General features: G+C 50.1%; 15 protein-coding genes and 1 tRNA gene. 7 read left to right on the top strand and 9 right to left on the bottom strand.

The window, feature by feature from the left end:
• Positions 1-719: 719 nt before the first annotated feature.
• The 3 genes from MXE39_RS00260 to MXE39_RS00250 form a co-directional block, all read right to left on the bottom strand.
• Complete coding sequence (locus MXE39_RS00260) at positions 720-1,334, bottom strand: very short patch repair endonuclease (RefSeq protein WP_246977383.1); 615 nt, start codon at positions 1,332-1,334, stop codon at positions 720-722.
• 527 nt (positions 1,335-1,861) lie between these two features.
• Complete coding sequence (locus MXE39_RS00255) at positions 1,862-2,158, bottom strand: hypothetical protein (protein ID WP_246977382.1); 297 nt, start codon at positions 2,156-2,158, stop codon at positions 1,862-1,864.
• Positions 2,159-3,439: 1,281 nt separating this feature from the next.
• The gene (locus MXE39_RS00250; protein ID WP_246977380.1) at positions 3,440-4,804 is read right to left on the bottom strand and encodes a DASS family sodium-coupled anion symporter; all 1,365 of its coding nucleotides are present in this window, start codon (positions 4,802-4,804) and stop codon (positions 3,440-3,442) included.
• Positions 4,805-7,991: 3,187 nt separating this feature from the next.
• Here MXE39_RS00250 and MXE39_RS00245 point away from each other — a divergent pair.
• The 5 genes from MXE39_RS00245 to MXE39_RS00225 all read left to right on the top strand — a co-directional run bounded on the left by MXE39_RS00245 (position 7,992) and on the right by MXE39_RS00225 (position 16,344).
• Positions 7,992-9,473, top strand: coding sequence for an SLC13 family permease (locus MXE39_RS00245; RefSeq protein WP_246977378.1), 1,482 nt, complete (start codon positions 7,992-7,994; stop codon positions 9,471-9,473).
• A 1,233-nt stretch (positions 9,474-10,706) separates the two neighbouring features.
• Positions 10,707-12,029, top strand: a complete 1,323-nt coding sequence (locus MXE39_RS00240; RefSeq protein ID WP_246977377.1) for a hypothetical protein — start codon at positions 10,707-10,709, stop codon at positions 12,027-12,029.
• An 835-nt stretch (positions 12,030-12,864) separates the two neighbouring features.
• Positions 12,865-14,022, top strand: coding sequence for a tRNA dihydrouridine(20/20a) synthase DusA (gene dusA, locus MXE39_RS00235; RefSeq protein WP_246977375.1), 1,158 nt, complete (start codon positions 12,865-12,867; stop codon positions 14,020-14,022).
• 522 nt (positions 14,023-14,544) lie between these two features.
• On the top strand, positions 14,545-15,408 hold the full coding sequence (locus MXE39_RS00230) for an aldo/keto reductase (protein WP_246977374.1): 864 nt from the start codon (positions 14,545-14,547) through the stop codon (positions 15,406-15,408).
• Positions 15,409-15,411: 3 nt separating this feature from the next.
• Positions 15,412-16,344: a carbohydrate kinase gene (locus MXE39_RS00225; protein ID WP_246977372.1), complete on the top strand. Its 933-nt coding sequence runs from the start codon at positions 15,412-15,414 to the stop codon at positions 16,342-16,344.
• 160 nt (positions 16,345-16,504) lie between these two features.
• On the opposite strand, the gene MXE39_RS00220 is transcribed toward MXE39_RS00225, so the two are convergent.
• From MXE39_RS00220 to MXE39_RS00195, 6 genes are all read right to left on the bottom strand, one after another.
• Positions 16,505-17,251 carry an HAD-IA family hydrolase gene (locus MXE39_RS00220; RefSeq protein WP_246977370.1) on the bottom strand — a complete coding sequence of 249 codons (747 nt, stop codon included), beginning with the start codon at positions 17,249-17,251 and terminating at the stop codon, positions 16,505-16,507.
• Between the two features lie 382 nt (positions 17,252-17,633).
• Positions 17,634-18,584, bottom strand: a complete 951-nt coding sequence (locus tag MXE39_RS00215) for a flagellin (protein WP_246977368.1) — start codon at positions 18,582-18,584, stop codon at positions 17,634-17,636.
• Positions 18,585-18,832: 248 nt separating this feature from the next.
• Positions 18,833-19,798: a flagellin gene (locus MXE39_RS00210; RefSeq protein WP_246977367.1), complete on the bottom strand. Its 966-nt coding sequence runs from the start codon at positions 19,796-19,798 to the stop codon at positions 18,833-18,835.
• A gap of 263 nt (positions 19,799-20,061) precedes the next feature.
• Positions 20,062-21,006 carry a flagellin gene (locus MXE39_RS00205; protein ID WP_246977365.1) on the bottom strand — a complete coding sequence of 315 codons (945 nt, stop codon included), beginning with the start codon at positions 21,004-21,006 and terminating at the stop codon, positions 20,062-20,064.
• A gap of 344 nt (positions 21,007-21,350) precedes the next feature.
• Positions 21,351-21,998, bottom strand: a complete 648-nt coding sequence (locus MXE39_RS00200) for an HAD family phosphatase (protein WP_246977364.1) — start codon at positions 21,996-21,998, stop codon at positions 21,351-21,353.
• Positions 21,999-22,692: 694 nt separating this feature from the next.
• Positions 22,693-23,313, bottom strand: a complete 621-nt coding sequence (locus MXE39_RS00195; RefSeq protein WP_246977362.1) for a deaminase — start codon at positions 23,311-23,313, stop codon at positions 22,693-22,695.
• Between the two features lie 817 nt (positions 23,314-24,130).
• On the opposite strand from MXE39_RS00195, the gene MXE39_RS00190 reads away from it, so the two are divergent.
• Together MXE39_RS00190 and rplY are read left to right on the top strand one after the other, a co-directional pair.
• Positions 24,131-24,207, top strand: a tRNA-Pro gene (locus tag MXE39_RS00190).
• A 215-nt stretch (positions 24,208-24,422) separates the two neighbouring features.
• Entirely contained in the window at positions 24,423-24,710 is a 288-nt protein-coding gene (gene rplY / locus MXE39_RS00185) for a 50S ribosomal protein L25 (RefSeq protein WP_246977361.1), read from the top strand.
• The last annotated feature ends 259 nt before the right edge of the window (positions 24,711-24,969 follow it).

The following is a 24,969-nucleotide window of genomic DNA, read 5'->3' as shown; positions in this document are numbered from 1 at the left end:
AACCACGTGCAGCTACAATGGCATGCCTTTCAGGCTTTGAGCGCAATGCTCAGCACACGGGCACGCCCTGACCTTAACCATAAAGGCTGGGGTAAATAATGACTGCAGCGGAAACAGGCTCACTGATTCTGGAGCTGGTGATTCTTGTCCCGGTGGCGCAAGGCCATTGGGGTGGATAATTCAGTGTCCGGTACGAGGCGTACGGAGCGGCTGATACTGTCAGTCAGAGCGCGGCAGGCCTGTCTGAACAGCAAACGTTTTCAGCACGCTTGTCAGGATATGAAAGCTTGTACCCCGATGACAAAAAATGCTGTACACAAAATTCAGCCAAAAATACTCGGGTGGGGTACGGATATGACGGTATTAAGCCGTCGGTTGTGTTCCCCTAGCTCATACAGATGATACAACTTAAGCCGGGACTGTATTCCCGGTCTTTTTGTGAAAAAGTATCCTGCTGTGGCACGGAGGCACAAGTAGAAAAGTATAGCAACTTGAGCGAATTATAAAAGGCAAAATTTACACTTTATGTACATTTTTTGCCGTATCAGCTTCATTTTTCGTTCAGGATATTAATAAGCCTGTCATTCCTGAGCTGCCTCAGTCCTTTAACTGCAGTGACGACCTGCAGACAGGTCCGCCCCAAAACAGGGACTGATCATATGTATGGCATTATCCATGCCGGATCTGAAAATGCGATGAACATGCGGAAAAATCAGCCATTATAGTTCCAGCATTGCAGCACAATCAGGTCCCGTATCACCGCTCCGTTGCTGTCCCCTGTTCCGGCTCGGGCAGCGCTCAGTCACTTTACTTGCAGCACTGTCGCCTTTTCGTCCCATGCTGTCAGCTTCACTGACCCGGCTGTGACCATGGAGGTTCTGCCCGTCACTTTTACTGCTGTCACAGTCACCTTTGAGAAAAGTCATCATGCTGTCGAGCAGTTTACGTTCAAGCTCCTCAGAGCGCATGGCCTTTTTGATGGTGCACTCCCAGATAATAAGACAGCGTATGCCCCTTTCTTTGAGCTGCACTCTGACCTCACGGTCGCGGGCCACATTGCGGTCAAATTTAGCCTGCCAGAACTCAACCCTTGATTTGGGCATATATGCCTGGGAGCAGCCTTGATGGCGGTGCCAGAAGCAGCCGTGCACAAAGACAGCGGTATTAAAGCGTCGGCTGTACAGGTCAGGATGACCGGGAATCTTGCCCGGAGCTATGGAGTAGCGCACCCCGGCACCATGGAGCAGCTTTCTTATGTAAAGTTCAGGCCTGGTATTTTTCGACCTGATGGCCTGCATATTAGCCCGCCTTTTCTCAGCACTGACTATATCCATACGCCCTCCTTACAGACAAAAAAAACAGATAGCAGTCCCGCCGCGCCAGCTCCCGGCCATTCACAACGCCCATCACCTGCTCCCGGCCATTCACAACGCCCGGCACCAGCTCCCGGCCATTCACAACGCCCGGCACCTGCTCTCTGCCAGCCCAGTGCACGCAAACCAACCCGCTGCACCCCAGGACAGACCAGGAAATTACAGGTCACCATTGAGCACCGGTCACCCGTCATGCAAGGACTGACGTGCCCTTTGCGCCAGTATCATTTTGTCGCACCCATGTATCAGCTGTACCGGCACTCATGGCTCCAGACGCAGAACTGTGCAAACGTTGTCCATACCGCTGGACCAGTCATGCCAGCTCTCAGCTCCATCATGGCACGGTTGCAGGCAGCACTCAGCTGAGCCAGGCCGACCTGACAGCATGGCAGTGCCAGGCTTGCCAGAGAGGGGCGGACCAAAGACAGAGTGCACAGGCAGCCTGCAGCGCAGCCTGTTGCCTGCAGGGACTGGTGCGGCTGGGCTGGCTAGAGCAGGTGTTCAGGCAGGGCGAAGATAAAAAGGCCGGCAATTATGATGGTGCACACGATTGCAACGGTAACAGCATAGCCCTGGACAGTGACCGGATAGCCAAGGGACAGCCAGTTACCAATAGCCCCGCGCATATGAATGATAGTGCTGGGAGTGCGGGCAAACCACTGGTCTCTGCGACCGGCAAAGGCAAAACGGAATGCAGCGGCTATTATCAGAGCCGCAATAATAAATACGCCCAGACGGGCAGGTGTTACCTGAAAGGTAAAGGATGCTATTTCAAAGGTATGCATGATTGATGGTACTGGCTGAGATTATTACAGTTCAAGTTTAATGCACCTGAACACAAAATCGCACCCCGCGAACACTTTTGAGCAGTAAGGAGGCGCAGGTAAAGACACGTCATAAAGCATGAAGTGGTGCATATATAAGGACTATGACATGAGTCTGAGCATATGCATCTTGGTACATACGTGTACCATAACGCGTCACAAAGCCGGAAATGGTGCATATGAACGGCATAAAGCTACGAGTGTATATGGGACACAGTATATGACCACAACCTGGCCTGAGCAGGCAATAAGAGCACAGGGGTGCTTTCACAGGTGCTCTTTAGCGGCTTCAGGCCAATACTTAGAGCATGCCTCAGCAAATATCTGCTCACTGCTTGACCTGACCTGTCCCCTTTAATGGCAGGGGATAGTCCAGTACCATGAGAGAGCTCCTTGCAGGTCGCAGCCTGTTGACAGCATTTGCTGCCGTCGATATTGCTGCAGTCAGCTTCTTTACCTGCATGTGCCTGCAGCCTGATACCCCTGACCATGGTACATGATGGTAAATGGCAGAGGTGGTGACTTATGTTCCTGGCTTCCCGTTATCAGCATGGCTAACAGTGCACACATTACGTATCTGCCGGTTATCAGAATATGCACGCTTATCAGACCGCTCAGCATGATCAGCTCAATGCTTTAAGACAGTACAGTTGTGTCAGGTATTAATGCACTATTGTCTATTTTAGAAATTGTCTGTTATTTATGAGCCTTGCCGGGGTGCAGTATACATTGAGTGCTCTGAGCATGGATGGCAGCGCTGTTTTGGCAGCCATCTTTTGGCTTGTTCCGTGTGGACCGTGTGGTCGCCGGGATTGCTCAGCGTATGGCGGCAGCCTGGGCTGCATGAGGGCGGTGTAAGGTTGTGCTGCGTGATACCTGTGTGAGGTTGGGCTGCTTGAAGCTGGCGGCAGCCAGGGCTGCGTGAGACCTGTGTGAGGTCGGGATGCGTTAGTGCGCTTTTTATGTTGAGGCGAGGATTTACGGTGGCGGTGGTGGAGGCAGGGATGGTTGGGATGTGGCGGGTTGGGGAGCCCGGCTGTCGGGCAAAACAAAGGGGAGCACTCAGGCTCCCCCTTTTATTAAATCAGATTATTTCCCGGGCCAGGTGGTGCTCACAGCTGCAATGCTCTTTTGAGTCATGCCGCTGCTGCCGGCTGTGGCCTCCCGGACCAGGAGCCGGGCCTGAAAGTCACGGAGCATATTGAGCTCTTTTTGTGACCAGACCCGACGCTAAGGACTCTGTTACAGGAAGAAGAAGTAGGCACCGACGGCGATAACGATTGAACATACTATGTTCAGAACGAGACCGACGCGGACCATGTCCTGCTGCTTGACATAACCGGTACCGAACACGATGGCGTTTGGTGGGGTGGCAACTGGCAGCATGAAGGCACAGGATGCGCCCAGACCGATGATCAGGGACAGACCTAATGGAGGGGCACCAATGCTCTCGGCGATAGTGATGAACAGTGGTACCAGCAGAGCTGCTGATGCGGTGTTGGAGGTAAACTCGGTTAAGAACACGATGAAGAAGGATACTAACAGACCGATGACGAAGTAGTGCTGACCCTGAACCAGGAACACGATACCGTCAGCCATGATCTTGGAAGCGCCGGAGTCCTTGAGCACGGCAGATAAGGTAATACCGCCGCCGAAGAGCATCAGAACGCCCCAGTCAGTGTTTTCCTGAACGTCCTTCCATGAGATAAGCTTGAGAACAACTACGACAATGGCAGCTGCAATAGCAATTACGGAGTCGAAAGAGGCAATCTTCTCAGCAAGGCCGAAGAGTCCGGAAAGGAACGGATTGATCTGAGCGGAGAAAATCCAGCACAGAGCAACAATTACGAATACAGCCAGAGTCAGGTAGCGCTGACCGTTGAACTCAACCTTATCGTCTTTGAAGTCAACTTCGATCTTCAGATTAGGACGGAATACGAAGTACAGACATACCAGCATGACTGGCATGAGGACCAGCATGAATGGGAAGCCGATGACAAACCAGTCAGCAAAGGTCATGTCCATGTTGGAAGCAACGATGGCGTTTGGAGGAGATCCTACCAGGGTACCCATACCACCGATAGAGGCGGAGTAGGCAATACCGAGCATTACGAAAGTGAAGACGCTCTTGTTTTCCTGAGGATCAACCTTGGAGAGGATACCAAGTGCCAGTGGAAGCATCATGGCAGCGGTAGCAGTATTACTCATCCACATGGAGAGGAATGCTGTTACGGTGAACAGGAAGACAACGGACATCAGGAAGTTGCCGCGGGCCATGGCCAGGATTCGCTGAGCGATAATACGGTCGATCTTCTGATAGTGCATGGCTGCTGCCAGAGCAAAACCACCGAAGAACAGGTAGATATTAGGGTCAGAGAAGCCGTTGAGTGCCTTGTTGGTAGTTACAAGACCCATCATGGCGGCAAGAATTGGGATGGAAATGGCGGTGATAGTAACGTGAACTGCTTCAGTCAGCCACAGGATACCAACGAAGAGTAACAGGGCCAGACCCTTGTTCTCAAGTGGCTCGAATGGCAGGAAGTTCAAAAGCAGGAAAAACAGTACTATATCGCCCACAACAATCAGCGATTTCGCTTTCGGGGACATAAGTTTAAGCTCCTTTTTACTAACTCGACGGCTCTCGTAACTGGAGTGGGATTCAGGCCCCTCATACAAACAGGCTGATATCAGCTGCTCATATCCTGAAAGTTCATGGACAATTCCCACAGGAACGGACTTTAAAGACGCATACCTGCAGAGGCAGACAGCGCATGTCATGAAATCAGGTGGTTGTTACAGCACAGGGCAGTCAGCTCATCAGACCTGTAACCGGCTTATGGAACCAGCCGGATGTGCAGCTGGTGCTGCAGGTACTGAAAATCAGTCTGGAATACTGTCTTTTTGCCTGTGAAACAAGGGTATAAGGGGAAAGTTCAGTTATAAGGCTGCAGGCTTCAGGCCTGTCAGTTAATGCTTTTTGCAGGCTGCTAACCTTGCCTGCAAAGTCTTTGCTCGCCAGGGCTTTACGCCGGCCTGTGAGCTCTCCATGTCTGCTGATTTCACCATTTTGTAGAGCTTTAACGCTGCATGCGCGCAGCCTGATTCGCAAGTCGCACAGCTTACTGCTCAATGGTGACAAACAGAACCTTACGTTAATGTTCTTCCCGGCTGGTGTAATCACTGCACTGAGGGGCTGTCCTTAAAGCACCATCCCAGTTGCCTTTTGTGTGATGTCCTTAATGATGTCAGTCCGCTTGTATGAAGAACCTGAACTCATTCTTAAGCACGAGGGCTTGTATACAAAATAATCAAAAACAAAATTGGAGCAAGTGCACTTTTGACAAAATTTGAGTTTCGTCCGTCAGTGAAATTAAATTTTTAGCGGGAGTTCACAAAATTGAAGTGAAATTTACCATCCTGGACATGTTTGTTGCAAAAACGTATCAAATAAGCCGTTTTTGAATGCGCCCAGGCCATACCAAAAGTCCTGGTAACTTGCATACAAGATAGATAAATAAGCCCCTTTACTATTGCACGGTCACTGCAAAAGTCCTGATAATTTTCTCACTTGACAATATACAAAGCCCTTAGCGATGTGATCTGAATCATGAATATGTTCAAAAACAGTGCGTTTTTATCCGTGCGTACGCAAGAAAATTAACAGAATACGATAAACAGGCTTTTCCCGGGAAGGGTTTCACAGGAGCGTCCAAAAGTACTGGGATAATATGACATTGTTGTAACTACATAATTTTGACCTTGCTTCTGCTCATCGGGCCTGAATCATCGGGCATGATTTCCCGGGAGTGCACAGCCGGAAAATGACAAAATCAGAGGCGTCAGGGCTGTATTGCATGAACAGTTTAACCTTGCCTGATAAGGCCTGAAAACAGCATTTTCATGCGGACTTTTATCTGAAACACCGGCATGCCAGTGTACGGCAAAGTGACGCACTGTCCTTATCCTGGACGCAACTTGGATCCAGGCATGTTTGACATTGTGCCCTGCTGTTGTTCCATACAAATTGTATGTTTTTGTCAGTGAATTTTGCGCAGTGAAAACAGAGCCTTTACCGGGAACGGCAAGGTGCGCCCATGAGAACGCGACAGTATTTCCTCGTAGGGGCAGCCGACAGCACAGACACTGCTCATCTGTATTGCAGTGGCTGGCGGTCATATTAAGCACTTATGCAGATAAGGGGCACGGCTGCCAGGGGCGGCTTATGCGACTTTTAGATGGCCGAGCAGAGGACAGGCTTACAGTTTTGTCAGTCAGTACAGGCATAGCTTACATTCATGACATAAAGTCCTGGAGTGCGCGGTGCTACGCCGGGGCTTCGAGCTAAGGAAAGCAGGCCGGCACGGGCCGGGCGTCAGAGCTGGAACAGCGTGCTTACACAGTATGGGGGGCAGCGCAGCGAAAGAGAGCTCACATGTAATGGGCGTCAGTGCCTGGACAACAGGCTTATAGAGGATGGGCTTCAGAACGGGGAAGTCAGGGCATAAGTGATGGGCACAAGCCCGGGACAGATGGTCTGCAGGGTATGGGGCAATGCCTGGACTGTGTTCTTGCTCGGGAGGTGCGTAAGCCTTGGGAAAGAGCGCTGATACAGGGATGGTCAGTTCCGGGAAAGGTGTGTCTGTTGGAACTGCGTGCTATGAGGGATCTGTGCGGACAGGCAGGTGACATGCGGGGCTGGGGAGGTCAACCTGCCGGGTAACATGATGCAGGCTGTTTTGTGTATTTGTGGGTAATGCGTGTTTTGCTTATATCCGCTGGCAAAGTGCATGTCCGCAGGCATGGTAAGTTGGCTGCAGGTAGCACTGGTACAGCGATTCACATGGATACAAGTTTGCATCAGTTTGTGATCCAAATCCTCGACCTGGATTAAGTGCTGTTCTAATATGGGGCGCAGGCATCCCTGTAGGGAGTGCCCGCCTGTCTTTTCAAGTTGTGGCTGGAAAGCTGGCGGCTGCCAGAAGCCGTTAATTATGAGGATACTTGTGGAGGTGGGAAAAGAGGCAGTGACAACTGCTCCTGCTTACTGCCTGACCATTTGATATCCGGGTCACAGACTTTTGTGCAGCATTTCCTGAAGACCACATGGGTTTTCAGGTATCGAGTGAGGCCTGGCCTTGCTTTTCTCCGCATCATCTTCCTAAGGGAAGAACTTACCATTGGGGCATCAGAAACGGCCGGGAGTTTCCGTCTGATGCCTGAAAGATTGTTAGCACTGTGGCGTATCCTGATGTTTTGCTGGAGGTACCTGCTGACAGGAGGCGCATGCCTTTTGAAAGTCGTACTGACAGCCCCAGCTGCAGCACAGCGGCAGAGCCTTTACATGCGGGCCTGCCGACTGAGGAGCATCTGAGCTCTGTTTCTTTGTAATTCCATTCGCTGTTTCTTCCTGAGCTGGACCGCAGGTCTTATGACCTTGCGGGGCTGCCATATTAGTTTTACCTGATGATTTATGGTTATAACAGGCCGCAAGTTAATACAGGAGAGGCAGATTAACCAGAATTACATGAAGGGCCTGAGTTGAACATACCTCCTGTTGTGAACAGGCCTCGTGCTGTAAGCATAAACGTGTTGTGAGCAGGCCTCGTGCTGAACAGAGTTCTTGTTTAACAGACTTTAATGGTAAGTGCAGTTTTTTAGTGGTGAGCTGGTAATGCTGACGGCCGTGTCGGCTTACCTGAGGTGATACTGCAGCGGCGCAGGGCCGCAAGCGTGGAGAGGCGTGTAGCAGGACCGGGTAACACCCTGCGGTGGGCGTTGTATTAAGGACATCGTTATGGATCAATCAGCAGCAATTATTACTCTTGAAGTGCTGGCCGTTGTGGCGATTTTATTTGTGACAGAGCTCGTCCCGCTTGCTGTCACTGCTATTGGTGCCACAGTGGCACTGGGCATTCTGGGCGTACTGGGACCAAAGGAGGTGTTCTCAGGTCTGTCCAACTCCACAGTAGTGCTCTTTGCGGGCATGTTTGTGGTGGGTGCGGCCATGCTTGAATCAGGACTTGCGCAGGTAATAGGCAACTCGGTAGTCAAAAGAGTAGGAACAAAGGAAATACCTCTGCTGGTGGCCATGATGGTACTGACCATTGTCATGTCATCCTTTGCCTCCAATACCGGTACTGTAGCTTGTCTGATGCCGGTTATTATCGGTATCTGCGTGGCGGCTAAAATACCTTCCTCGCCCCTGCTCATGGGTATGGCCATTGCTGCCAATGCCGGTGGCTCTATTACCATGGTTGGTACTCCGCCGAACATCATTGCTTCGGCCTCTCTTGAGACTGCCAATATTACCCCTTTCGGCTTCTTTGAGTTTGCCTGGATAGGTGTGCCTTTATCTCTGGCTGCTATTGTCTACATGGTTTTCATGGGCCGTTTCATTGTTCCGAAGAACTATTCTGACGTAAGCTCTGCAGGCCAGGTAACAACCTCAGGTACGCCACGCTCCCGCATGATCTGCGTGTTCATCCTGCTCTTCGTTATCTACGGCCTTATCTTTGGTATTCCAGGTCTGACTCAGGAAATGGTAGCCGTAATTGGCGCTCTGGCCTGCGTACTCACTGGCGTGCTCAGTGAAAAGAAGGCCTATCAGGGTATCGACTGGGTAACTATCTTCCTCTTTGCCGGTATGCTGCCTCTGGCCAGTGCCATGGAGAAGACCGGTGCCGGTGCCATGATTGCTGATGTGGTAGTAGGCATTATGGGTGACAGCCCAAGCCCATACATGTTCATGACTGTGCTCTTTGCCCTGTCCTGTGGCCTGACCCAGTTTATGTCCAATACCGCCGCCGCAGCTCTGCTCTGCCCTATCGGTATTTCCATTGCTGCCAAGATGAACGTATCTCCATATCCTGTCATCATGGCTATTGCCATCGCCGCCTCCTGTGCCTATACCACTCCTGTAGCTACCCCTCCAAACACTCTGGTGCTGGCCCCAGGCAAGTTCAAGTTTATGGACTATGTGAAGGTAGGTGGTCCACTGGTTATTGTTTCCCTGCTCATCTGCGTGGTGATTATTCCAATGGTCTGGCCTTTTGATGACGTAGCCAGCTCAGCTGCCGCTCAGGGCGTTGAGGCAGCTGCTGCCACTGCCGATCAGGCCGCTGCCGCTGTCAGTGCCGCACCTGATGCCGCCGCAACCGCCGATACTGCCGCACAGACAGCTGCAGTAGCGGGCGCTGATACATCAGGCACTGCTGCTCAGGCTGAAGCAGCAGATACAGGAACTGAGGCTGCTGCAGACGCTCATCCTGAGGGTTAATCTGCAGCCAGGTAATAACAGCTCCAAGCTCGAGAATTACCATGGTCAAGGAAGCATCAGGCATTCATTGCTGATGCTCTCCGGTGGCTGACAGTTAATGCTACTGTGCTGATGCTCCCAGGTGACTGGAGCTAAATCGACTGTATGACCTTGATAAAGTGGCTTCCCAATGGGAAGCCATTTTTGTTTCTGGCGCATGCAGGCGGTAATGCACAGCGGCTTGAGATCATGTCCTCAGCCCCTTACCTGGTGCTGATAAAGTGCAGGATCTTTTTGCATGCCCGCATTGCGCCATAGCCGTAAGGCAAAGTTATGAGGTGGCTCAGCTTTACAGTGGAGCGTTGCTCCTGGGGCGTGGCTGGCTCAGACCTGCATGATTACATGGTAATGATATGGGCGGCATACGCAGATGGTGGTCATCGTATGGCAATGTAATGGCCGCATGAGAAGATGGTGGTCATCGTATGGCGATGTAATGGCCGCATGCGCAGATGGAGGTCATCGTATGGCGATGGAGAGACATCATATGACGATGGAATGGCAGCATGCGCAGATGGAGGAACTGTGCATGCAGAGTGATGCACTGCCTGACGTTCTGACCATGTATGAGTGTGCTGCTGGAGCTCTATGGGGATCAGTGGCTGTCTGGTCCTGGTCATAAGGCTGGCTCTTGCAGGTGGGTGCAGTTAGAGTGATAGGAAATTATCAATCTTTGGACTAAACATAACAGAAAAGTGGAGCAAGCCCGCAAAACCGCACCATAGTTATTGGCCGCTTACTGGTGCTGGTGTATATTTTAATGAGAAATATATGCACGTAGGTTTAGTCATGAGCAGGCCTGGTTGCAGGGCAGCATCTTGAGCTGCCGGGCAGGTGTGTTCTGTTAAACGTGCATTATCTCCGCGTCTTCTGCTGTGAACAGAGGCGTGCCTTTAAAGGGAGCTCAGTACAGCGTGAGTCCCATCTGATACAGGCTGGTAAAGCCGGTATTAATGAACCATGAATGTCTGACTCCGGGATGATCTGATAGGCATGCCGGGCACTGTGCTGCGGCTTGCTTGTGATAGTGAGAGCCTGTATTTTTCCGGATTAAGCTCTGTGCTGTCTTATCAGAACTGTGGGGTATGGTTGACCCTCATGCGGGTGTTGACCGCTTGATACGGTCCACCGTTGTCTTCCTGTGCAGGAGGGAACGGATGACTGTAATGACTGTGGCAGTCTAGGGATTTATTTATGAATCTTCTTAATATCATTCAGGGCTTTGACTCCGAACTGTACGATTTTTACGAGAAGGAACTGGAGCGCCAGTACTACTCTGTATCCTTTATCCCGGACGAAAACAGTATTTCGCCTCTTTGCTCGGCCATAATGGGCAATGTGCTGGTAAACACCCAGCATTCCACTCCTTATTCAAATGGCAACTTCATCGAGAAGCTCACTGCCCGCCGTGTCTGCGAGCTGTTCAATGCTGAGCATGCCAACGTCAAGTCCATTACCATTGAAGTTGCCTCACGTGTAGTATTCAGCGCTCTTGCCGCTCGTGGCGATACTGTCATGTCACTGGACATGCGCAAGAAAGAGCACTGCAACAGTGAGTCCCTTGCCTACCACTTCGTAAACTTCGGTGTTGACCCTAAGACTCAGCACCTGGATTACGATGCCCTGGAAGCATCAGTTAAGACTACCAGACCAAAACTGCTGGTTGTTTCCCCTATCAACTATCCACAGCCAATTGATTACGAGCGTTTTGGCCGTATTGCCCATGAGAATGGTGCCTTACTGTGGTGTGATATTTCCCAGATCGCAGGTCTGGTTACCGCCGGTGTTATGGCTACCCCGCTGCCTCATGCTGATGTGGTTACTTTTACCACTCAGGGCGCTCTGCAGGGCCCTCACTGCTCAATCATTGTGTGCAAGAAGAGCCTGTCATCAGCAATTGATCGTGCAGCTGTCAGCTCCGGTCAGGGCGGCCTTGGCTCCTCTGAGCTTACCGCTCTTGCTGTTCGTATGCAGGAAATGCAGTCTCAGGAGTACAAGCAGTACTGCCAGGCCGTGCTCACCAATGCCCGCTCCCTGTCCAAGGGCCTTTCTGACAGTGGCATGCGCCTGATTGGTGGCGATACCAACTCCCACTTTGTCATTGTTGATGCTCAAAGCTGTGGCATGTCAGGTCGTGGTGCCATGGAGAGCCTTGCTGACTGCGGTATTTTTGCTCGCAGCTGCCATATCTACACTGCAGATCCTGATGTCAAGTTTGATGCAGTACGCTTCAGCTCCATGCCAGCTACTACCCGTGGTATCAATACTGATGACATGTACCGCCTTGGTGTACTCATTGGCAAATTCCTGGCAAGCCCAACTCCTGAAAATGAAAAGAAGCTGCATGGCCTGGTCCGCGATCTTACCCTGATGCTGCCTTTATTCAACGAGCGCTGGCTGCAGGAAACTGTTAAGGGCAATCTCGGTGGCAGCTACAGCTATATTGTCAAGTCAGACTCCAGCACCGGATCAGATCAGTTCCGTATACCTTCTCTCTTTAGAAAGGTCAGAAAGTAGGCCTTTCAGGGAGCGCAACATAAAGCATGTGCTCTGCTCTGCGCGTCTCTATGTTCAAAGCTCAAATCATGAATCATAAAAAGGCTATATTGCTTACGCAGTGTAGCCTTTTTATTTTGTCTGACCAAACCGGAAAGTGACGGATATTTTGTTTGCACTTTGCAAAAGACTGCAAAATTTGCAGCAACAAAATGCTAAAAAAGCAAATTTTACATAGAAAATTATTTGTATAAATCTGATAAAATTGCCTTAAATATCGAATTCTGATGCCTGCCAGTTATTCATATTATTATTTATCGATTGCAAGCAGATTTTGAATTTTACTCAAAAATTGCGAGTCATATCGCGTTTTGCAGTGAAGAAATGCATAGCATTTGACAGTTTATTTGATAAATCAGCGCTTTTTGTGGACAATGGCAGCAAATTCATGTACTGCAAATAATTACATTTTTTGCTGCAAAATTTGCAATATCACACTCATTGCACTTGCTGTACCTGAGGGCCATACTGTCATGACTCCTGTCATCGCGAGGTAACAACTGCGGCCCTTGCTGCCTGCTGCAGGCTCCTGTTGCTACAGTAGCGAAGGCATGCTTCAAAGTACAGTGAGAGTGTCCCTTTTATCATCAGGCCAGTCAGGGGCAGGTCAGACACCAGACTCATACTGAGCATAAGCTGCATTAGTTCTTTTGTGCCGCCACTTGAGGTGTCTTTTGCGCTGATTTATGCGATCATTGGGCGTTTTTCAGGCCGGTCAGAATATTGATGCTGGCCATTTCAGACAGTGGTCTTAAGCATTCTGCCCTGATCTGGCAGATGGATAAAAGGAAAGAAGATGAGCACTTCAATGAGCAGCTCAATGGAGAGTGATATGGATGCAGCATGCGCAGTCTCAAAGGAGCAGTCAGACTCAGGTGCGGGCGCTGCCACAGACAGCAGTAAGCGCACTGTATTTCTGGACAGTGAGCGATTTTCTGTTGCTCCAATGGTGGATGTAACCGACTCGGTATTTCGTCGTATGGCCCGCATTATGTGTCATAAGGCCATGCTCTATACCGAAATGATTGCAGCTCAGGCTCTTGTGCATGAGAAGTATCACCTTATTGATTTCAGGGATGAAGAGCTGCCATGCACGCTCCAGCTTGGTGGCAGCGAGCCTCAGGCTCTGGCGCTTGCAACCCGTGTGGGTGCTCAGCGTGGCTACAGTGCCATTAACCTCAATGCCGGCTGCCCATCAGACAAGGTACAGAGCGGCAATTTTGGCGCTGTGCTGATGAAGACTCCGGCCCTTATTGCTCAGTGCTGGCAGGCCATGCAGGAGGCTGCAGGAGATATCCCTGTTTCAGTAAAGACCCGTATTGGCGTGGATGAACTCGACAGTGAGGATTTCACCATGGAGCTTATGGGTACCATTTATGAGGCTGGCTGTCGTCACATCATTGTGCATGCCCGCAAGGCCTGGCTTACTGGTCTGTCTCCTAAGGAGAACCGCACTGTTCCACCACTGGACTATGAGCGTGTCTTCAAGATTAAGAATACCTTTGACGGCCTTAAGGTCACCATCAATGGCGGTATTACCACCATTGAACAGTGCCGTGACCTGCTGGGCCTTGTTGATGGCGTAATGCTCGGTCGAGCCATTATCGACAACCCATATCTGCTGACCCGTGTGGACAGCGATATTTTTGGTGCTGACACCGGCACCGCTGAACTGACCCGTGAGGCCATAGTAGAGAAGATGGTACATCTTGGAGAGCAGCTGGCTGCCGAAGGTCGTGCCGTGCATTTCCTTTACCGTCATCTGCTGGGACTGTATAACGGCTGTCCTAACTCACGACTCTATCGACGTTATCTTTCTGAAAACATGAACCTCAGAGGAGCCAGCCCTTCCGTTCTTGCCCATGCCGTTAAGGCCATGCAGCGCGCTGGTGGCACCTCATGCTTATCTGGCGCAGATACTGTTACCACTCCGGCAGACTGTGGCTGCAGCTGATCAGCAACTGCTCATCTGGTCGTGCGACAACCATGATATGAACGCGTTTTATAGCGCTGTATGTGATCTTGTCGCTGATCTGCACCAGTCAATCGTGACATAATGGTTGATGGCCCGCTGCAGGTTACAGACCTGCGCATAAGCTGTACTTTTTGCTCTTTCAGGCAGGACAGGTCTGCTTACCATAAAAATGGCGCATGCCTGGACTGTGCACTATGCTGCGACGCTCCGCACCGCACTGCATTGTGCCGGCTGCACCGCACTGCACTGCACGCGCATGAACTGGCTGATGGACTGTTTATCCGGTTCTGTAACAGCCAGTCAGGGAGTAAAGAGCAATGAGATCAGCTTCATAAGGAGAGCGGGTTGATATCGCCATGCAGAGCATGGGAACACGGGTGCACGTGCATTCTCACACGTTCAGACACGTCTGCCTGTGTTCCAGTGCTTGCTGATACAGCCAGAGCCGTCAGGCTCACCTCGGCTTGTCAGGGCGTAAAGAGTGTGAGTGAGGTGATTGTTATGGATTTGAATTCCCGCGTAGAGCTCAACAATGGCGTGAGCATGCCACTGCTTGGTCTTGGAGTTTTTCGTGCCCATGGAGGCGAGGAGGCCAGGTCAGCAGTGCGTACTGCTCTGGAAAACGGCTACCGCATGATTGATACTGCCCGCATTTACTGTAATGAGCGCAGTGTCGGCAGAGGTGTCCGTGACTCCATGGTTGCCCGAGAAGATATTTTCATCATCACCAAACTCTGGAAGGATGACTTTGACAATCCCCGCCGTGGTCTTGAGCAATCACTTGAGCGCCTCGGTATGGATTATGTTGATCAGTTTCTGCTGCACTGGCCTTTCAAGGGCTTTGAGAAAGCCTGGCTGGAGCTTGAAAAGCTCTGCTCTGAAGGTCTGTGCCGCTCAATAGGTGTCTCCAACTTCAAGATTCATCATCTTGAAGAGCTCAAGGAGGCCGGGGCAAGTGTTGTTCCTCAGGTAAATCAGGTGGAGTGCCACCCTTACAATCATGAGACTGAGCTTATCAACTGGTGCCGTCGCAGGAACATTGTGGTACAGGCCTATGCCCCTCTTGGTGGTGTAGGTAATACAGTGCTCAGTGATCCGCGTATCACTACCCTTGCTGACTATTACAAGGTCACTCCTGCTCAGCTGGTACTGCGCTGGAACATGCAGCGTGGTGTTGCTGTTATACCAAAGTCTGTCCGGGCCGAGCGTATTCTCGAAAACTCGCGTGTTTTCGGATTTGAGCTTTCTCAGGACGACATGGATGTAATGTCCGATATCAACTCGAATCTGCGCCGCGCCTATGATCCTGACAAGATTGATCAAAGACCGGCAGGAACCTTTCCTAAAATTATCGAAGAGGATTAAACAGTGGATAATGCCAAGAAGATTACCTGTGTAGGTTTAGGTGAAATCCTTTGGGACATTCTGCCTGACGGACCTCGTGTAGGTGGCGCCCCGGGTAATTTCACCTTCCACTCCATGCAGATGGGCCTTGATGCCTGCGCAGTTACAAGTCTTGGTGATGATGAGCGTGGCCATGAGGCTTTACGTATCCTCAAAGAGTATGGACTTAAGGTCCATGTATGGACCTCAGACAAGGAAACAGGCTATGTAAAGGCTACCCTTGACGAGCGTGGTGTTCCAGCCTACAACTTCGCTCTCGACACAGCCTATGACAATATGCCGTTTACTCCTGAGTTTGAGAGTGTTGCCCGCAATGCTGATGTGTGCTGCTTTGGTACTCTGGCCCAGCGTCAGGAAAACGGTTTAAGCCGCAAAACCATAAGAGCTTTCCTGGATGCCATGCCTTCAGGATCAATTAAGGTATTTGACATCAATCTGCGTCAGAACTTCTTTGATCTTGAGGTAATCAAGGCAGGCCTGGAGCGCTGCACCGCATTCAAGTGCAATGATGATGAGCTGCCTGTAGTATGCAGTCTTTTTGGTATTGAGCCGGTCCTGACTCCAGAGGACTTTTATAACAGCTTCCTGCGCGAGAAGTTTGATATCGACACCTTTATCTACACCTGTGGTGAAAAAGGTTCAGATATCTTCTACAAGGGCGAGCATTCCTTTGTCCCAACTCCAAAGGTTGATGTTGTAGATACTGTCGGCGCCGGCGATTCCTTTACTGCTACTTTTATAGCGCTGACTGTTCAGGGCGTAGACTTCCGTATCGCACACCAGACAGCTGCCGAGGTAGCAGGCTATGTATGCACCCAGCATGGTGCCATGCCTGTGCTCAGCCCTGAGCTCAAGAAGAAAGTTGAGGATCTGGTAGCCTCCGCAAGACAGGCATAACAGCCACCCATTAGAGCTGTCTAAGGCTGTTCCACTCACACAGCAAAACAAAAAGCCGCCCATGGGCGGCTTTTTTGTGTCTGAAAATCACCAGGGGAAGGACAAGCAGTTATTTTCCACTTACACAGCATCAGGCCTGCGCCTGCAGCATGGAGTGGTGCTACTCGCCACGAACTGGTTCATTGCAGTCAAAGTGACCGTCAAATACTTTAATGGCGTCCATACGGGCGGCTGCAGCTCCTTTCATACCCAGAACGCTGTCCTCAAATACCAGGCAGTTGGTATATGGCATATTCAGAGTAGAGGCAGCCAGCTGGTAGATATCAGGTGCCGGTTTGCCATTTTCCACCATGTCTCCGGAGATAATGGAGTCCAGATAAGGGGTAAGACCGGCCTTGTCCATCAGGTATCGAGCCTCATGCTGACGTGAGCTGGTAGCAATGGCAATACGCTGACCACGGGCATGAGCCTCCTTAATAAGCTTTACAAAACAGGCAAAAGGATCAGCCTGCTTTATGTAGATATTCTCATAGAGCTCATTTTTGCGGGTATTCATGGCCTCTGGATCAGCTTTTTCAGGTGTGGAAGACTGGTACTGTTCGCAGATGCGACGGGTGATAACAATACCTGGCAGACTGGCAAAGCCATATAAGATATCTGAGCTCAGACGCTCAAAGCCAAACTCCTCGAGCATGTGATTCCAGGCATCGTGGTGCCTGATTTCAGAGTTAATAACAGTGCCGTCCATATCAAAGATGAGTGCAGGATAAAGAGCAATGGTGCGCTCAAGCTGAGCAGTGGCGCTGTCAAAGCTGCAGCCACAATCGCATGAGCAGTCATTACCGCTAGCAGCTGTCACCTTGACCTCAGCATCGCAGCTGGAGTTATGGCAAACGTTATTACTCATCTTTTCTCCCTAAAAAACGCCTGTATATCGCCTAAATCAGCAAACAAACCTCACCATGAGAATTCAAAAATTCATCATTTAGTGGATACGTTTGCCGCTACGGCTGACTATTGTATCGCCAAAAGCCACCCCCTGACAAAGCCACCTCAAAAAGCTCACCCTGCAATGGGCACACTCCTGCAACAGGCACACTTCTGCAACAGGCAACAGCTTCATAAAAGTTAAATAAGCCATGCCACAAGTCCCATACGTTAGAGACCAATAAAAGCAATATAAATCACTTAAGGAAGCAAAAAGAGCCAAATAAAAAAGGCGAGCCCTTGTGGCTCGCCTTAGAAAAAGATAGATAAGTAGAGAGAAATTTTCTAATCAGTTTTGTATTTTACTGTCCGAGCAGATTAAGTGCAATAGTAGGACGCTGATTTGCCTGGGCAAGAACTGTCTGAGAAGCCTGCTGGATAATGTTGTTCTGGGTCAGGGCAGCGGTCTCAGAGGCGAAGTCTGTGTCCCTTATGCGGCTGCGGGCGTCAGACTGATTTTCAGAAATATTGGCCTGATTGCGTATAGTGCTTTCCATTCTATTTTGTAAAGCACCCAGTCCTGCACGCTTGGAATCAACTACCTGAATCAGCGCATCAATATGCTTAAGTGTATTGGTTGCCACATCAGCAGTACATACACCAAAACGTACAACAGCATTTTGAGCACCCTGGGCAGTTGACTTTACCAGACCCTTACCGCCAGTAGCAGTAACATCTGCAGCTTGAATACCGGCAGCATCACCAATTGATGACAGGGTAAAAGCCATAGCCCAGTCGAGATCCAGGGTGTTACCGGCATTGGCGCCAACCTGGAAAGTAAGCTTACCGTTATTTGGAATCAGGCTGTTAGGATTCTTTGCTTGATCATATTTACCGTTAAGAACCAGCTGTCCAGCAAATGTTGTCTGCTGTGCAATACGGGTAATTTCAGCTGACAGCTGGGTAACCTCTTCCTGGAGCGCCTTTCGGTCAGCAGCTGAGTTGGTGCCGTTAGCGGACTGTACGGCCAGCACACGGATGCGCTGGAGCATGTTGGTGGTTTCGTCCAGAGCACCTTCAATGGTCTGGGCTAAGGCAATGCCGTCATTGGTATTGCGGTTACCCTGGTTCAGGCCATTAATCTGGGAGGTCAGACGGTCGCTGATTTGCAGACCGGCAGCGTCGTCCTTTGCAGAATTAATACGCAGGCCTGATGAGAGGCGCTGGTAGCTTGTATTCAGGCTCAGAGTCGCATTGCTCAGCTTGCGCTGAGCATTGATTGAGCTGACATTCGTATTAACGTATAAAGCCATTTGTAAAGTCTCTTTATCTTAAATTAATCGTTAGCTCTGGCGTACTCTTAAATGGTTTTGTTTAGCTCTGTTGAGTTGCCTTGCAGGCAATTTCCAGGCGCCAGATATTGTTAACAAGCTATTAGCAACATGTATACCACTACCCTGATGGATGACTTATATATCAGGAATACAGCTTCATAAAGACAAACAAAAAGGCGACCATGGTCGCCTTGAATTCGATAAGAAATGAAAGCTTAAACGCCTTATTAACCGCCAAGCAGGCTCAGTGCAATTGTAGGACGCTGATTGGCCTGGGCCAGTACGGTCTGGGAGGCCTGCTGGATAATGTTGTTCTGAGTCAGTGCAGCAGTCTCAGAGGCGAAGTCTGTGTCACGAATTCTGCTACGTGCATCAGCCTCATTTTCAGAGATGGAGGCCTGATTGCGAATGGTGCTCTCCATTCTGTTTTGTAAAGCACCAAGCTCAGCACGACGGGAGTCTACTGCCTGGATTACTGAATCAATATTTGCCAGAGTGTACTGAGCTAAAGATGCGGCGGAAATAGTCCAGCGTACTTCAGCCTTGTTATTATTGTCGATAACAATTCCCTTATTGGCATCTACTGGAGCATTAGCAAGATTTTTTGCTTGACCAAGACCTGCCATTACAGCCAGTCCAGATAAAGTAAATGCCTGCTCCCAGTTAAGGGTAAGGGTATCATTAGCGTTAGCGCCTACCTGGAAAACAACCTTTCCATCAGCAGGAATAAGACTGTTCTTATTTGCTGTATGGTCATTAGCATTGTTTGCTTTACCGTTAATAACAGTAGCACCAGCAAAGGTTGTCTGGCGGGCGATACGGTTGATTTCCTGGGACAGCTGGGTTACTTCTTCCTGGAGAGCCTTGCGGTCAGCTGCAGAGTTGGTGCCGTTGGCAGACTGAACGGCCAGCACACGGATGCGCTGGAGCATATTAGTGGTTTCGTCCAGAGCGCCTTCAATGGTCTGGGCTAATGCGATGCCGTCGTTGGTGTTACGGTTACCCTGATTGAGACCATTGATCTGGGAGGTCAGACGGTCACTGATTTGCAGACCTGCAGCGTCGTCTTTTGCGGAGTTAATGCGCAGGCCTGATGATAGTCGCTGGTAGCTTGTATTCAGGCTCAGAGTTGCATTGCTCAGCTTGCGCTGCGCATTGATTGAGCTGACATTGGTATTAACGTATAAAGCCATTTGTAAAGTCTCTTTATCCTAATTTAAGCTGTTACTCTGGCGGGTTATTGAATGTCATATTTAGCTCATACTGATTGCCAGAGTGGCAATATCAGTGCGCCAGATGTCGGTTACAATCCATTAGCAACATGTATACCAGTGCCCAAATGGATATCTTATATATCAGGAAAATGATTAAAGTCAGACCAACAAAAAGGTGACCTGTGTTTTGGATACATAGGTCACCTTGATATTGGTAGAAACGAAAAAGTCAGTACGGCCTATTAACCGCCAAGCAGGCTCAGTGCAATAGTAGGACGCTGATTGGCCTGGGCCAGCACGGTCTGTGAGGCCTGCTGAATAATGTTGTTCTGAGTGAGGGCAGCGGTCTCTGAGGCGAAGTCTGTGTCTCTTATGCGGCTGCGGGCATCAGACTGATTCTCTGAAATATTGGCCTGGTTGCGGATTGTGCTCTCCATTCTGTTCTGTAAAGCACCAAGTGCTGCTCTCTTTGAGTCTACAGCCTGAATAAGAGAGTCAATGTTTGCAAGTGTGTTTGTTGCAACCTCTGCAGTGCAGACACCAAAACGAATATAGTCTACATTGCCCGATTTTGATTTAACCAGACCTTTCTTGCCGTCCGCCTGATCGGCTGCTGCTTTGATACCAGCCTGAGAGCCGATGCCGCTTAAGGTGAACTCAGAGCCCCAGTCCAGATTAAGGGTATTACCAGCGTTGGCGCCTACCTGGAAAACAAGCTTGCCATCTGCAGGAATTAAGCTGTTAGGATTCTTCTGGGCATCATGCTTGCCATTGATGACCAGCTGACCTGCGAAAGTGGTCTGCTTGGCAATACGTGTAATTTCCTGGGAAAGCTGGGTAACTTCTTCCTGCAGGGCCTTGCGGTCGGCTGCAGAGTTGGTGCCGTTGGCGGACTGAACGGCCAGCACACGGATGCGCTGGAGCATGTTGGTGGTTTCGTCCAGGGCACCTTCAATAGTCTGGGCAAGGGCAATGCCGTCGTTGGTGTTGCGGTTGCCCTGGTTCAGGCCATTAATCTGGGTGGTCAGTCTGTCGCTGATCTGAAGACCTGCTGCGTCGTCCTTGGCGGAGTTGATACGAAGGCCGGAAGAAAGCCTCTGATAGCTTGTATTTAAGCTAAGAGTTGCATTGCTCAGCTTGCGTTGCGCGTTGATTGAGCTGACATTGGTATTAACGTATAAAGCCATAATCTCATCTCTTTATCACACGAGCTGTATCCTGGCGCTATACGTAAGATTGTTAAATAAGCCTTCTGTTTAAGGGGCTTGCATGCCAGGTAACAAAGTCGTTATTAGACCGGTGTATACAGGATGTAAATTGCAATAAACGTACCATTTATTGAATTTATGATTTTGCTCCAGGCCTTACTGGTACTGGTATTTCGATTCGTCTATTTAAAAAGGCGACCAGAGGTCGCCTTGAGCATAGAGGTGTAATAGATGATACCAGTCCGTTATACGCCTTATGCCCGCATCACCAGTATTTTGTTCTTTGTTGTACCAGGTGGTGGTCCGGGCTCATGCTGTGGGAATCAGTCGCGGCCAGCCCATGGTTCATCAGGCTGGATGATGTGGTCGCAGTCGAAGTTGCCATCAAAGACCTTTACGGCTGCCATGCCGGCGTTTTTGCAGCCCTTCATGCCGGTAATGGTGTCCTCAAATACCAGACACTGGGCCGGAGAAGCACCAATCTTCCGGGCGGCCATTAGATAGATGTCAGGAGCTGGCTTGCCGTTTTTTACCATCTCGCCTGTTACCAGAGCATCAATATGCTCAAGCAGGCCATTGCGTTCGAGCTGATACACAGCCTCTTCCTGGTGAGATGATGTGGCAATGGCCACAACGCGGCCCATGGCCTTGACCTCTTTGAGCAGGTCGCAGATTAAAGGGAATGTTCCTACCTTGCTCATATACTCATCAAGATAGAGACGGGTCTTAAGTACAGTCATGTCATGAGGATCGCCCTTGACGTTATACTCGTCGACCAGTTTCTGTGCCAGTACACGGGTGGGTAAACCTGCAAGGTCAATGAGCAGCTGAGTACTCAGGGGCTGCGCCCCGTGCTCTTCAAGCATATGGTTCCAGGCCTCACGGTGCCAGACTTCTGAGTTGAGCAGAGTTCCATCCATGTCGAAAATGAATGCCGGGTAGGTTTTGACAGCTTCGAGAAGAGATTGCATGGCGCATCCTGTATTAGTACAGCAGGGATTTTGGCAGCATGGTTCAGGGACTGTACCTGCTCTGCAGCTCCCTGTCTTTCCGGTTAAGAATTAATCACAACGTGGAAGTTCTTTAGTTCAAGACGTCTCCGGATGACATCACAGGCAGGACTGGTAAAGATCCTGCGGGCATTATCTGATTGACCTGGCTTTGCGGAGGCATTATGCAGTGTCATGCCATGCCATGCCATGCCATGCCATGCCTTGCCGTGCCATTGTTTGCGTGGAGGCACCCAGATTGCCTGACCATGCCTGGAGTGGCATTGCATTGCCGGGCCTGGTTTTCGTGGCAGGTGGTGCACCAGTCATGTCATGTCATGGTATACCTGGATTTAGTTAAGGCAACTGGCCAGTCTCATCAGACAGGCTGCATTATCTGTTCTGTATAAGAAAATCTAATAAAGTGATTGTGAATTTAATGTTAAATACTGCGATTTTAAGGGATTTTTCTGCTACTGAAAATTATGAATCTGTCGTTTGAAAGTGATTTTCAAGGACACGTTTGCTCTGACATGGGGCACAATAGTGTGCTTTGACGAAATTTATGTCCTGACTGGACTAAAAAAATGGCAGCCCCTCTATCAGGGAGCTGCCATTTTTTCAGGTGAATCAGATGTTAATACTTGCCTGCTGAGCATATGGGCAGATAGGGATATCAGCCTCCGCAGCAGCCACCGCCGCAGCTGGAGCTGCCCATCTTGATGTTACGGATAGCAGTGATTGCCTCAATCTTATCGTCAACAGACTGATTGCTGTTTTCGTTGGTAAGGCCCATGTTACGACGATGCTCTTCAATAAGACGGCTGTCGTCATCCCAGTCCAGAGGGTTGACCTCAACCAGAGTACCATCCTCAGAACGCATTACCACGCGCTCAATCTGAGCGTTGAGAATGAGGCGCTCACACATGGCGCAAGGGCTGATGTTTTTGGTAGGTGTATTGGTTGCAGCGTCGGTACCGCACAGGTAAAGGGTGCCTCCCATAATGTCCAGCGGGTTGCCATTGATGATGGCGTTGGCCTCAGCGTGAACGGCACGGCAAATCTCGTAGTGGGTGCCTGGCTTTACATTGAGCTCATCACGCAGACAGATACCAAGGTCGGAGCAGTTGTCGCGGTGGCGAGGTGCACCGTTATAGCCGGTTGAAACAATGCGTCCATCCTTGGATACGATAATGGCACCGTAACGACGGCGCAGACAGGTGGAGCGCATTGATACGGTCTCAGCGATCTCCATAAAGGACTCATCTTTTGATGGGCGGGTGTAAGTAGTTGTCATTGAAACCCTCGCTTTGAGCTGTCTATTACAGGCCTGCGTACTGAAAAACAGCCTGTCAGATCCTTCTGGCCCGGCCGGGCTTATATATATTGTACCGGATGGGGCAGTGCGGCACTATTGTACGCTGCAAAGATATGCAGGCAAGATGTACGCTAACCATTATCATTCTGTCAGGCTGAATCATTTTGCTCTCAGGCCTGAGTACCAGTTATGTAAAGTGCTTTATTTTCCCGTTTGTATAAAGCAAAATCCCGTGTTTGCGGCTTTTTCCACACATGTACTGCTGAATGCTCTTAGCGAAGTGCTGCCAGACAAAGTGAAAAATACAGTCAAAATGCAGCAGCTTACCAGTCATGGAACTCTGCTCATGAGCTGGTGATTGCTGGAGATGCCTTTGCGGCCTTTGCCAGCGATTAGGCCGTCTTGAGCCGCTAGAATCTGACTTACGGGCATGTGCAGTAAAAGCTGTGTACAGCTGTCAGATCAGTTCGCAGGGCGCTACATTAATGATGAGGTATTACTGTTGGTTGCGTGGCATGGGACTGGTGCAGGGGAATCGGTCGTATATTCTGATTTGTTGCTGGCTGGTCGGATTTATAACATTTTCCGGGCACGATTAATGCGGTTGCAGATGGCGAGGGTTGGTTCAGGTCCATTGATGGACTGTCATTTGCGATGATTGAAACATGCATTGCCAGGGCCAGAATCAGGCCAGCTTATGTATGTCAGGAGGTGCAGATCTTTGTTAAGTATATTTTCAGTCTTTGTCAAAAAAATGGTTGACAGTCACATATGCCCTCTTTAAAATATGCGCCGTCGGTGATTAGCGCAGTCCGGTAGCGCAACTGCTTTGGGAGCAGTGGGTCGTAGGTTCGAATCCTACATCACCGACCAGTTTTCTGAGCGCTTTATGAGCGCTTTTTTTTTCAAGCCGTTGGAAGTTTAAGTTTGCTGCCCTGCACAGTCCTAAGATAAAGGAGTGCATCAGCATGGAATACCAGGGCAGGGAGAATGTGAACATCCCTTTTCCTGCTTGCACGGCAGATGTCTGGCCAGACGGTCCGGTCGCAGACGTTTGGCATTAACCATCAATACGAGAGTATCTAATCATGGCTATTTCATTAGACGTACAGGTTCGCAATGACTTAGGGAGAGGTGCGAGCCGCCGCCTTCGTCGTGCTGAGCAGATTCCGGCAATCGTTATTGCCCGTGGCCAGGAGACCTTATCCATCATCCTGGACGAGAAGAAGTTAATCCAGGCTACCACTAAGCCAGAGTTCTTCACCGAAAACGTGACCTTAAACATGGACGGCAACCAGATCGTTGTAAAGCCAATCGCTATGCAGCGTCACCCAGTTTCCTCCCGCGTAATTCACGTTGACTTCCAGCGCGTTTAATCGCTGAAAGGCACGGAGCCTGAGGGCTCCTTACGCTGCGCTTAAAGCGCCTCTCAGGGGCAGGCTGTTCAACAGTCTGCCCCTGAGTGCATCTGGGGTCCATGTTTTTTCCCGACTGCCTGGATACGTGCTGCAATGTGGTTTTGGCAGGCCGCTCCCCATGTACCGGTACATGCATTCTGCTACATACGTATCTGTCCCGGTCTAAATCCATCCGTCCATCAGCCCATCCATCCATCCATCTGACCATTCATCCGTC

It is taken from the genome of Anaerobiospirillum sp. NML120511, from assembly GCF_023050955.1.
Classification (GTDB): domain Bacteria; phylum Pseudomonadota; class Gammaproteobacteria; order Enterobacterales; family Succinivibrionaceae; genus Anaerobiospirillum.
The sequence above is the reverse complement of the archived record's forward strand: the minus strand, read 5'-3'. Positions and strand labels throughout refer to the sequence as shown.

What these genes read in the sequence shown, in the direction of transcription:
- MXE39_RS00260 (WP_246977383.1), bottom strand. Translation starts at nt 1,334, where the DNA reads ATGGATATAGTCAGTGCTGAGAAAAGGCGGGCTAATATGCAGGCCATC.
- MXE39_RS00255 (WP_246977382.1), bottom strand. Translation starts at nt 2,158, where the DNA reads ATGCATACCTTTGAAATAGCATCCTTTACCTTTCAGGTAACACCTGCC.
- MXE39_RS00250 (WP_246977380.1), bottom strand. Translation starts at nt 4,804, where the DNA reads ATGTCCCCGAAAGCGAAATCGCTGATTGTTGTGGGCGATATAGTACTG.
- MXE39_RS00245 (WP_246977378.1), top strand. Translation starts at nt 7,992, where the DNA reads ATGGATCAATCAGCAGCAATTATTACTCTTGAAGTGCTGGCCGTTGTG.
- MXE39_RS00240 (WP_246977377.1), top strand. Translation starts at nt 10,707, where the DNA reads ATGAATCTTCTTAATATCATTCAGGGCTTTGACTCCGAACTGTACGAT.
- dusA (WP_246977375.1), top strand. Translation starts at nt 12,865, where the DNA reads ATGAGCACTTCAATGAGCAGCTCAATGGAGAGTGATATGGATGCAGCA.
- MXE39_RS00230 (WP_246977374.1), top strand. Translation starts at nt 14,545, where the DNA reads ATGGATTTGAATTCCCGCGTAGAGCTCAACAATGGCGTGAGCATGCCA.
- MXE39_RS00220 (WP_246977370.1), bottom strand. Translation starts at nt 17,251, where the DNA reads ATGAGTAATAACGTTTGCCATAACTCCAGCTGCGATGCTGAGGTCAAG.
- MXE39_RS00215 (WP_246977368.1), bottom strand. Translation starts at nt 18,584, where the DNA reads ATGGCTTTATACGTTAATACGAATGTCAGCTCAATCAATGCTCAGCGC.
- MXE39_RS00210 (WP_246977367.1), bottom strand. Translation starts at nt 19,798, where the DNA reads ATGGCTTTATACGTTAATACCAATGTCAGCTCAATCAATGCGCAGCGC.
- MXE39_RS00205 (WP_246977365.1), bottom strand. Translation starts at nt 21,006, where the DNA reads ATGGCTTTATACGTTAATACCAATGTCAGCTCAATCAACGCGCAACGC.
- MXE39_RS00200 (WP_246977364.1), bottom strand. Translation starts at nt 21,998, where the DNA reads ATGCAATCTCTTCTCGAAGCTGTCAAAACCTACCCGGCATTCATTTTC.
- MXE39_RS00195 (WP_246977362.1), bottom strand. Translation starts at nt 23,313, where the DNA reads ATGACAACTACTTACACCCGCCCATCAAAAGATGAGTCCTTTATGGAG.
- rplY (WP_246977361.1), top strand. Translation starts at nt 24,423, where the DNA reads ATGGCTATTTCATTAGACGTACAGGTTCGCAATGACTTAGGGAGAGGT.